Origin of the sequence: Curtobacterium sp. B8, assembly GCF_000333315.1 — a bacterium.
GTDB lineage: Bacteria > Actinomycetota > Actinomycetes > Actinomycetales > Microbacteriaceae > Curtobacterium > Curtobacterium luteum.
The window spans coordinates 1-10,224 of record NZ_BACW01000577.1 but is presented as its reverse complement, the minus strand read 5'-3'; the positions used below and the strand labels follow the sequence as shown (position 1 = coordinate 10,224).

General features: G+C 71.9%; 7 protein-coding genes. 3 read left to right on the top strand and 4 right to left on the bottom strand.

The genetic code is table 11. The features are described 5' to 3' along the window. On the top strand, nt 1–1,394 hold a 1,394-nt coding region (locus tag I59_RS15655; RefSeq protein ID WP_022904674.1), incomplete at its 5' end, for an ATP-binding protein. Nucleotides 1,395–1,563: 169 nt separating this feature from the next. Beyond that, nucleotides 1,564–3,642 carry a DUF262 domain-containing protein gene (locus I59_RS15650; RefSeq protein WP_022904673.1) on the top strand — a complete coding sequence of 693 codons (2,079 nt, stop codon included), beginning with the start codon at nt 1,564–1,566 and terminating at the stop codon, nt 3,640–3,642. Between the two features lie 67 nt (nt 3,643–3,709). Here the strand turns inward: I59_RS15650 and I59_RS15645 are convergent, their stop codons facing one another. The 4 genes from I59_RS15645 to I59_RS15630 form a co-directional block, all read right to left on the bottom strand. Continuing rightward, nucleotides 3,710–4,513 carry an SDR family oxidoreductase gene (locus tag I59_RS15645; protein WP_022904672.1) on the bottom strand — a complete coding sequence of 268 codons (804 nt, stop codon included), beginning with the start codon at nt 4,511–4,513 and terminating at the stop codon, nt 3,710–3,712. Between the two features lie 266 nt (nt 4,514–4,779). Next, the gene (locus tag I59_RS15640; protein WP_042726823.1) at nt 4,780–5,580 is read right to left on the bottom strand and encodes an HNH endonuclease family protein; all 801 of its coding nucleotides are present in this window, start codon (nt 5,578–5,580) and stop codon (nt 4,780–4,782) included. A 66-nt stretch (nt 5,581–5,646) separates the two neighbouring features. Further along, nucleotides 5,647–8,964, bottom strand: a complete 3,318-nt coding sequence (locus I59_RS15635) for a DEAD/DEAH box helicase (protein ID WP_148286273.1) — start codon at nt 8,962–8,964, stop codon at nt 5,647–5,649. A 34-nt stretch (nt 8,965–8,998) separates the two neighbouring features. Beyond that, nucleotides 8,999–9,748 carry a hypothetical protein gene (locus tag I59_RS15630; RefSeq protein ID WP_022904670.1) on the bottom strand — a complete coding sequence of 250 codons (750 nt, stop codon included), beginning with the start codon at nt 9,746–9,748 and terminating at the stop codon, nt 8,999–9,001. Nucleotides 9,749–10,024: 276 nt separating this feature from the next. On the opposite strand from I59_RS15630, the gene I59_RS15625 reads away from it, so the two are divergent. After that, nucleotides 10,025–10,224: BLUF domain-containing protein (locus I59_RS15625; RefSeq protein ID WP_022904669.1), on the top strand; the 200-nt coding region annotated here is incomplete at its 3' end.

Sequence of the window (10,224 nt, the reverse complement as noted above, 5' to 3'; positions counted from 1 at the left end):
CCCTGGCGCCCGCCGCGCCGCCCCGTGCGAAGCCCCAGCCCGAGGCGATCGCCGAGTGGGGCCAGGAGGTCCTCGACGCGCTGCCGTCGATGCTGCCGGACCCTGCGTTCGACCTGCTCCGTCGGGTGCCGCCGCGCGGTGCGATCGCTCCCGTGCAGGGCGACGACATGGTGTCCGCGGTCGTGACGACGCTGCTCGGGCTCGATCGGTCGTACCTGGCGATCCAGGGTCCTCCGGGGACGGGCAAGACGTACGTCGGTTCGAACGTCGTCGCGAGGCTCGTCCGCGAGTACGGGTGGCGGGTCGGCGTCGTCGGACAGTCGCACGCGACCTCGGAGAACTTCCTTGCCGCGGTCGTCGCAGCCGGGGTACCCGCCGACCGCGTGGTCAAGGTGCCGCGGTCGGGCGCGGACGACGATGAGGTCGAGGCAGCGCCGTGGACCCCGGTGAAGAACAACTCCGCGATCGCCGCGTTCCTGTCGTCCTGCGCCGAGACCGGCACCGGGGGCGTCGTCGGCGGGACCGCGTGGACCTTCGCGAACGAGACCACGATCGCGCGGCGCTCCCTCGACCTGCTCGTCGTCGACGAGGCCGGGCAGTTCTCGCTCGCGCCGACGATCGCGTCCTCGATCGCTGCGACCCGCCTGCTCCTGCTCGGCGATCCGCAGCAGTTGCCCCAGGTGTCGCAGGGTTCGCACCCGGAGCCGGTGGACGTGTCGGCCCTCGGATGGCTGACGGACGGCGAGCACGTACTGCCGCCCGAGTTCGGGTACTTCCTCGCGCGCACGCGTCGGATGGAGCCTGCGCTGACGGCATCGGTGTCGTCGCTCTCCTACGACGGGCAGTTGTCGTCGATGGCGTCCGGGCGGCACCTCGACGGGATCGACGCGGGCGTGCACCCGGAGCCGGTCGTGCACGCGGGGAACACGACGTCGTCCGCCGAGGAAGCCGCGCGGGTCGTCGCACTCGCCCGTGACGTCATCGGTCGTTCGTGGACGGACGACTCGGGGACGCGGCAGCTCACGGACGAGGACGTCATCGTCGTCGCGCCGTACAACGCGCAGGGTGCGCTGATCCGGCAGGAACTCGATCGCGCCGGACTCACCGGCACCCAGGTCGGGACGGTCGACATGTTCCAGGGGCGCGAGGCCGTGGTGTCGATCGTGTCGCTCGCGGCGTCGAGCGCGGCCGACATCCCGCGCGGCCTCGACTTCCTGCTCATGCCGAACCGGCTGAACGTCGCGCTGTCACGGGCGAAGTGGGCGGCGTTCCTCGTGTACTCGCCGGCGTTGGCGACCGGACTGCCGCCGTCGATCGCGGGGCTGTCGTTGTTGTCGCGGTTCATCGAGCTGGTGGAGCCCGGGACGCGCGGGCAAGTTCTCACCGACCGGTGACAGTTCCGGTGCGCGATCGTCGGGGCCGGAGCACCGGAACTGCCATCGTCACCGCTGGCACCATCGCTCCCGGTAGCCCTGTCCTCCACGGGGACGACGTCACGGGTCGCGCTCCACAGGTCCCGGTGCCGCTCGCACGGCGGTTCGCTCCGCGTCCTACCGTTCCGGCATGGACGTGCAGGAGACGACGATCCGGCAGCTGCTGGAGGGATCGAAGCAGTACGCCGTGCCGCTCTACCAGCGCCCGTACGCCTGGGGTCGACGACAGCGGACCCGGCTGTGGCGTGACGTCCTCGCGCTCGAACGGACCCGCCGGACCAGCCCGGCAGCGACGCACTTCATGGGGTCCCTCGTCCTGTCGTCCGGACGGATCGGGCCGAGCGGGGTCGAGTTCCTCGTCGTCGACGGCCAGCAACGACTGACGACCCTGTCGATCCTGCTGTGCGCACTGCGCGATCACCTCCGCGCGCACCGCCCGGACGAGCCGATGCTCGCCGCGAGCATCCACGAGCAGTTCGTCGCCGACCGGTACAAGGCGGGTGACGAACGACTGAAGCTCCTTCCGTCGCAGGCGGACCGCGGACCGTACTGCGCGGTCGTGGACGGCGTCGCCGCCGATGAGCAGAGCGCGGTCCGCGCCGCGTACGACGACTTCCGACAGGCGCTCGACGCGGCGGACGGAGCGGACGAAGTCGGCGAGCCGCACTACGTCGAGCGCATCCGGGACGCCGTCCTGGGCGGCCTGGCCTTCGTGTCCATCACGGCGAAGGGTGACGACGACGTCTACCGGATCTTCGAGTCGATCAACAACACGGGTGTGCAGCTCACGCAGGGCGACCTGATCCGGAACCACCTGTTCATGCGCCTCGGGCCGGACGGCGCCGCCGTCTACGCGTCGTGGTGGCTGCCGATGCAAGAGCGGCTGAGCAGCGAGGACCTCGAGCTGCTGTTCTGGCTCGATGCGGTGGCCACCAACCCGGCGGTGAAACAGTCGGAGATCCACGCGTTCCAGCAAGCCCGGCTCGCCGAGCTCGATGACCAGGCCGTGACGGCAGAGGTCGTGCGCTTCTCCCGCCTGTCCGAACTGCTCGCCGTGGTCCGGCACCCGCAGCGCGAGCCCGACGAAGCGGTTCGCGAGCGCTTGACGCGGTTGCAGGAGTGGGGATCGCCGACCACCGTGCCGATCACGTTGCGACTGCTCGCGCGTCGAGCGTCGGGCCACTCCGACTCAGCCGAGGTCGCAGCGGCGCTGGGCGTCGTCGAGTCCTTCCTCGTGCGACGGGCGGTGGCCGGGCGGCCCGGCGACGGAGCCAGCCGTGCGCTGCTCCGCGCGTGCTCGATCCTGGAGGACCCCGACCAGCCAGCGGCGGACGGCGTGCTGGGCATCGGAGACGCGGCGGCCGTGCGCGCCGCCCTGTCGACCGGACGGCGGCAGTTCATCGACGACGACCGGGTGCGGGCGGCAGTCCTCGACGAGCCGTACTACCTACGGGGACGTCGGCCGCATCAGAAGCTCATCCTCGCGTGGATCGAACGGACCCTCCGCCCGCGGGAGCCGGTGGACGTCGGCCGGGCGACGGTCGAGCACGTCCTGCCGCAGCGGATGTCCGCGGATTGGCGGAGCGTGCTGCAGCGGGGTCTGCGGCCGGGGGAGTCCGTCGACGAGGTGCACGACCGGCTCGTCCACACGCTCGGCAACCTCACGCTGACCGGCTCGAACGGGGAGTTGGGCAACCAGCCGTTCGAGTGGAAGCGGGCCGAGTTCGCCGTGAGCGGCTTCGAGATGAACCGACGGATCGCCGAACACGAGGTCTGGGGAGCGGAGGAGATCCGTGCGCGAGGGCGGTGGCTCGCCGACCGCATCTGCGCCGAGTGGATCGGTCCGGACACCGGTGCGTCGACGAGCGGCACGCGCTGGGAGGTGGTGCACGAGGCGATCGCCGCGGTCCCGCCCGGCCGGTGGACGTCGTTCGGGGACCTCGCCTCGCTGGTCGGGACCCATCCGGTGCCGGTCGGCCAGCACCTCGCGTCCGAGCTCGTGCCGGGGGCGCACCGCGTGCTGCACACGCCGGGGACGATCCCGCCCGCGTCGCGGTGGTCGACGGCCGACGGGCGGGATGTCCGCGGTGTGCTGACGGACGAGGGCGTGCTCTTCGACCCGCGGACCGGGCGGGCGTCGCAGGGTCAGCGGATCAGGTCGGCTGCGCTCGCCGCCCGGCTCGCGACGGCTCGCGGTCCGGCGCCGTGAGCACTGTCGTGACGCTTGCGGCGCAGGCACGGACCCCCACCGATGTCGGTCCGTGCGTGCTGGCAGCTCAGTACTTCGCCGACTGCCCACCGTCGATCGGCACCACCGTGGCGTTGACGTAGGACGCGTCGTCCGAGAGCAGGAAGGCGACCACTGCGGCGATCTCCGGCGCCTCGCCGTAGCGCTTCGTCGGGTTCACCTGGATGAACTCCTCGGCGGCCTTCCGCGGGTTCTCCGGGTCGAGCTGCTTCATCGAGTTCTCGACCATCGGCGTCCAGATCGCGCCCGGGGCGATGGCGTTGATGCGGATGCCGTACTGCCCGTACTCGACCGCCGAGTTGCGTGTGAGTCCGACGACGCCGTGCTTCGCGGCCGCGTACCCGGACTGGTTGCCGATCCCCCGGATGCCGCCGACGCTCGCGGTGTTCACCACCATGCCGGAGCCCTGCTCGCGCATGACGGCGAGGACCTTCTCGAGCCCGAGGAAGACGCCCCGCAGATTGATGGACACCACCCGGTCGAACTCGGCGGCCGTGAACGACTCGGTCGGGTTCTGCTTGCCCTCGATGCCCGCGTTGTTGAAGAACCCGTCGATGCGTCCGAAGTGCTCGGTCGTGTCGATCACGTAGGCGTCGACCTGGGCCTCGTCCGAGACGTCGGCGACGGTGGTCAGGACCTCGGTGTCGGGAGCCGCCTCGAGCACGGCAGCCTTAGTGGCCTCGAGCCCCTCGGCGGAGACGTCGACGAGCGAGAGCTTCGCACCCTCGGACGCGAGTCGGACCGCGGTGGCGCGGCCGAGGCCGGAACCACCGCCGGTGATGAGGACGACCCGGTCGGTGAAGCGGGCGGTGACAGCGCTGGTGTCGGGCATGGAGGGACCTCCTGAGGTCTTCGGCGGTGAAGGGCTCGGGGTCCGCGCCCGGCGCGGGCAGCGAGTCCATTCGATGCGTCTGCATCGGGAGTAAGGCTACACCTGTTGTTTTAGGCAGTCGGGCCGACGCCGTGACCCGCGCGTGTGGCAGTGCCCGAGGGTCATGAGCACGCAGTGGCAGTTCCGGTACGGCAATCCCGGAGTCAGCGCACCGGAACTGCCACGTCGCGAACAGGAAATGCCACAGGGATCGCCCCGTCACCCCCTCAGCAGCGGTCGAGCACCCGTTCCATCGCATCCCGCTCGGCCGGTGTCACCCACAGGTGGTACCGCGCCTTCACCGTGACCTGGTGCTCGATGTAGGTGCAGCGGAACCCCTTCGCCGCGGGCAGCCACGTAGCGGCGTCACCCGAGCGCTTCTGCGCGTTCGAGTGCCGGTCGACGGCGAAGAGGTTCTCGGGGTCGTTCGCCAGGCCCTCCCGAGCCGCCTGCGGCAGCTGCTGCGCTCCGGTCCGCCACGCGTTCTCGAGCGCGACGACGTGGTCGATCTGCACCTCGGTCGAGGTCGTCTGCCCCCGGGTGAACGCGATGGTCCCGCCGGTGTACGGCGACACGAGCGTCCCGGTGAGGACCGTGCACCGCCCCTGCCGCACGATGCCGGTGAGGTCGCGCGCGAGGACGTCGTTCCGTGTGTCGCACCCGTTGTGGTCGACGTCGAGCCACGCTGACCCGAAGTCGCCCGTGCGGTCGTAGCCGGTCGCCGGCGCCTTCCCCTTCACGGGCAGGCTCGCGAGGGCGCGGAGCGTCGCGGTCGTGTCCGGATCCGGCCTGGAGGCACGGCTTGGCTCCGCCCCGCCCGTCGCGTCCGCCTCACCGGTCGCGTCCGCCCCGCCGGTCGAGTCCGCCCCGCCGGTGGGGTGCGCGCCGGTGTTCGACTCGGTCGCGGCGCTCGACCCGTCCGACGGGGCCAGCGCAGCGTGCAGGGCGTACCCACCGAGTGCCAGGGCGAGGACGAGGAGGACGGAGACGGTGCTGGTGCGGCGGCGGCGGCGGCGGCGGGACGTCATGGGGGAAGGGACTCCTGGCGTGGTGCGGGTGGTGCTGTCGTGCGAGGGACGGCGTGCTGGTCGGTGTCAGGCGAGCAGGGAACGGATGTCGTCGGCGGTCAGGTCGTCGGCGAAGAGCGCGTCGTCGTCGATCATCGTGGCGAAGAGCTCGGCCTTCTTCGCGGCGAGTGCGAGGACCTTCTCCTCGATGGTGTCCTCGGCGATGAGTCGGTTCACGTTCACCGACCGCGTCTGCCCGATCCGGTGCGTCCGGTCGACCGCCTGGTTCTCGGCCGCCGGGTTCCACCACGGGTCCAGCACGAACACGGTGTCCGCCTCGGTGAGCGTGAGCCCGAACCCGCCGGCCTTGAGCGAGATGAGGAACGCGGGCGCGGTGCCGTTCCGGAAGCGGTCGATGACCTCGGGGCGTCGTCGTGTCGCGCCGTCGAGGTACTCGTACCCGATGCCGCGGGCGTCGAGTGCGTCCGACACGATGCGCAGGAAGGAGGTGAACTGGCTGAAGACGAGCGCTCGTCTGCCCTCGGCAGCGAGCTGGTCGAGCTCGTCGAGCAGCAGGTCGAGCTTCGCGGACGGGATGTCGGAGACCTCGGCCGGGTCGTCGACATCGCCCGACGGCGCAGCGGTGGGCACGAGGGCGGGGGAGAGCGCGAGCATCCGGAGGAGCGTCAGGGAGCGGAACACGATCATGCGGTTGCGGGGCAGGTCGTCGATGAGGTCCAGGACCTTGAGCCGCTCACGGTTGAGCGTCCGCTCGTAGAGCTCGCGGTGTGCCGGGTCGAGCGTCACACGGACGACTTGCTCCTGCTTGGGCGGCAGGTCGGCCGCGACGCTCTCCTTCGTCCGCCGGAGCATGAGCGGGCGGATGCGTCGCCGGAGCCGTTCGGTGAGCTGCCGTCGGGCGTCCCCCCGGAGGTCGGGCGAGGCGAGGGGCTTCACGTAGTCGTCGCCGAACCGCGTCCATGAGGACAGCAGCCCCGGCGCCATGACGTGGAAGAGCGCCCAGAGGTCGGTGAGGCCGTTCTCGAGCGGGGTGCCGGTGAGCGCGAACTTCACCGGGACACGCAGGTCGGTCACGACCCGGTGGATCTGCGACTGCGGGTTCTTCACGAACTGCGCTTCGTCGAGGACGAGCGCCGCCCACTCCTGCTGTGCCCATGCGGTCGCGTCGAGCCGGAGCAGGGCGTACGAGGTCACGACGACGTCCGACCCGCCGGCAGCACGGGCTACCAGTGTCGGGTCCTTGAGCGAGGTCGCGGTGACGGTGGTGACCCGCAGCGACGGGACGAACCGCGCTGCCTCGTCCGCCCAGTTGCCGACGACGGAGGTCGGCGCGACGACGAGGAACGGTGCGCCGGACGGCGCGTCCGCTCGGGCAGCCGCGATCATCGCGAGCACCTGCAGGGTCTTGCCGAGGCCCATGTCGTCGGCCAGGACGCCGCCGATCCCGTGCTGGCGGAGGAACGTCAGCCAGGCGTACCCGGCGTGCTGGTACGGCCGAAGCTCGGCTCGGACCGTGTCCGGCACGGGGGTGTCCCCGGGCGGGGTCGCGCCGAGGAGGCCCCCGGCGATCGCCTGCCAGCGCTCGTCGTGCGCGGTCTCGTCGGCGAGCTGGTCGAACTCCGACCAGAGTCCCGCTTGCAGCGGCGTGACCGTCATCGGCTGGTCGGGCTCCCACTCGCCGAGATCGCGGGCCTCGTCGATGAGCTCCTTGAGGCGGTCGAACGCGGGGTCGGCGAGCGAGAGGTACGAGTTGTCGATGAGCTTGAGCCGTCGCGCCCGCCCCGCCAGCGCTCGGAGGAGCGGGGTGAACGGGATCTCCTTGCCGTTCACGCTCACGATGATCCCGAGGTCGAACCAGTCGTGCTTCTCCGACGGCATCGTCGTGACGCGGATGTTCGGCCGACCGCTGAGCCGTTCGTAGTCGAGCCGTTCGCCCTGCACGACGGTACGGATGCCGTGCGCGGTCAGCTGCGGCAGCAGTTCGTTCGCGAACACCGCGACGTCGGCGTCGTCGACCACCCCGTCGACGAACCAGTCGAGGCCACCGCCGGGACCGACGGGGGCGTCGTCGGCCGCGCGGACCTCGGTGAGGTCGGGGAGGGGCCCGTGCAGCGCGACCGGGTCCTTCTGGCCGTCGACGTGCCAGCGCCACTGGAGGTGCACGCGGTCGTCGGTCCGGGGTGCCCGTGCCGGTTCGAAGGTGGCCGTGAGCACGAGCTCGGGCGTGCCGCGCTCCGGGAGCTCGACCGAGCCGTCCGAGCTGACGAGCCCACGTGCACCCCGGAGCCGGGGCGACCAGTCCGCGAGGAACTCGTCGACCTCGGACTCCGGCACCGTGATGCGCGCACCGTCGACGAGCATGCGGCGCTGGTCCTCGGGCACCGGCTCCGGGGTCGGGGCGAGCGTGACCGCGAACGACGGGCTCTCGCGGAAGGCGTAGACGCCGTGGTCGCCGATCGTCCGCGCGGCTCCGGTGGCGACCGGCCGGCCGTCGATGACCGCGCTCGCGCCGATCACGAGGCCACCCTCGGAGCGTGCGGTGTCGAGCAGGACGCGGGCATCCGAGCCGAGGGTCACGCCGCTGGCCTGCTTGCCGGTGACGAACGCGATCCCGAGTCCTTCGGCCTGGCGGAGCAGGGGCCAGAGCAGCGGGCTCTGGAAGTCGTCGAGGTGGATCCAGTCGCTCTCACCGGGGAGGCCGGCGAGAGCACCGGCGCGGTGGAGTGCGGCGAGCTGCAGGAACCACGCGTGCTGCTCGGGAGTGAGACCGAGGCGGTTCTGCGAGTAGGGGAGAGCGCTCCAGGTCAGCTGGCCGCGCACCCAGTTGCCCGCGTCGCTCCGGGTGACCGGGCGCACCCCGAGCCGCACGGTGCGCGACGCGGCGGGCAGCGCTCGACCGCTCGCGCGGGCACGCGCGGCGAAGCGCGCCGTCACCGCGTCACGCAATTCGAACTGCAGGCCCATCGGGGTGCCCTGCGGCGCTGGCGCCTGGTCGGTGTCACCGGCGAGGCGGGCGACCTCGTGCCTCCAGTCCGGGGCCGGCGGAGCCGGAGCTTCGGCCTTCGGACCGGCGGCCGCTGCGAGGGCGCGGGCGTTGACGGTCAGGAGCGCGGCGGCGACGTGCTTGCAGTCGCCGCCGAGCGGGCAGGAGCAGGTGCTCCGGACGGGGCGGACGAACTCGCCCCGTGCAGGGGTGGTCTCGATGCGGACGGCGTAGGGCTCGTCCGCGGAGCCCGAGACGCTCGCGGTGACCGTGCCGTCGGCGTCGTGCCAGACGGCGTCGTCGACGAGGCCGGCGCGCACGACGTCGCGCGCGCGCCCGAAGGCCTGCGGTCCGACGAAGCGGATGACGTCGACGGCGTCGATCATCGGGGCGGCTGGCACGCACCAATCGTGCCAGCACCCACCGACGCCCGACTCACCGGAGCGTCCAGTCCCCGCCGCTGTTGACCTGGATGACCGACGGGCCCTTCCGGAGGTGCGCGGTCGCGTTGCACTCGGCGTGACCGCCCGACGACGCGACGATCGTCTCGTAGTCGAGCGCGATCGGCGTCTCGCGCACGAGGCACGCCATGTCGCCGCCCTTCGACACGAACCTCCGGCTGGTCGCGGCGCCCCAGTAGAGCATCACCTCGTCGCCGTGTCCCGACGACGTGAGCGGGAGCGCCTCGGCGACGGGCCGGAACGTGAGGCTCCAGTGACCGGTCGCGATCACCTTCAGGACCGACGGGGCGCGCCAGGAGTCGGTCCCGTACGCGACGTGGCCCGAGTACGGGCCGGTGGCCCACACGGAGCTGTCGAGGTGCACGCCGGTGGAGGAGATCTCCTGGATCTCGAAGTCCTTGCCCGCGCGGTCCGCGGTGACGGTGAGGATCCCGCTGCGCTTGCCCGGGGGCAGCGGGATGCTCGTCGATCCGGTGCCCGACCGGAAGAAGGTGGGGAACGTGCCGTAGTGGTCGTCGTACTGCTTCCGGACCGAGGCCGGCATCGTCGTGGTCGTGGTCGTGGTCGTGGTCGCGGTCGTGGTTGCCGGGGCGGTGCTGGACGCCTGTGCGGTGACGGTCGCCTGGGCCGGGTCGGCGGCGCGGGCCGGAGCAGGTCCGAGCACCGTGGCGGACGAGGTCGCGAGGGTCAGCGCGAGCACTGCGGTGAGGAGACGGGGACGCACACGTTCATCCTCGTGTCGGCGCGGTGTCGCCCGGCAGCCCCAGAGTGGGCGTCGCGCGCTCTGCCGTGCACGGTGCGAGGTTGTGCGCACGGCGCGAGGTCTGGACGGTCGCACCGAGTGCGAAACCTCGCACGGTGTGGTCGCGGCCTCGCACCGCGCGGCCGTGCGGCCGTGCGGCCGCGCGGCCGGGCGACCCGCGCGCCACGCCGCGGTGCGGGGGACCCCGGCCCGTTCTGGGGCGAGCGGCCTGCCGTGGATGCGAGCAGGATCGAGGGCATGCTGCAGTCCCTCGTGTACATGAGCTCGGCCACGACCCCGTTCGACGACGCCGAACTCGACGCCGTCCTCGCCCACGCGCGGGAGCGGAACACCGAGGACGGGCTGACCGGCCTCCTCGTGGCACGGGGTGGGCGTTTCATGCAGCTGCTCGAGGGGCCGTACGACCAGGTCATGGCGACGTACCAGCGGATCCTCGC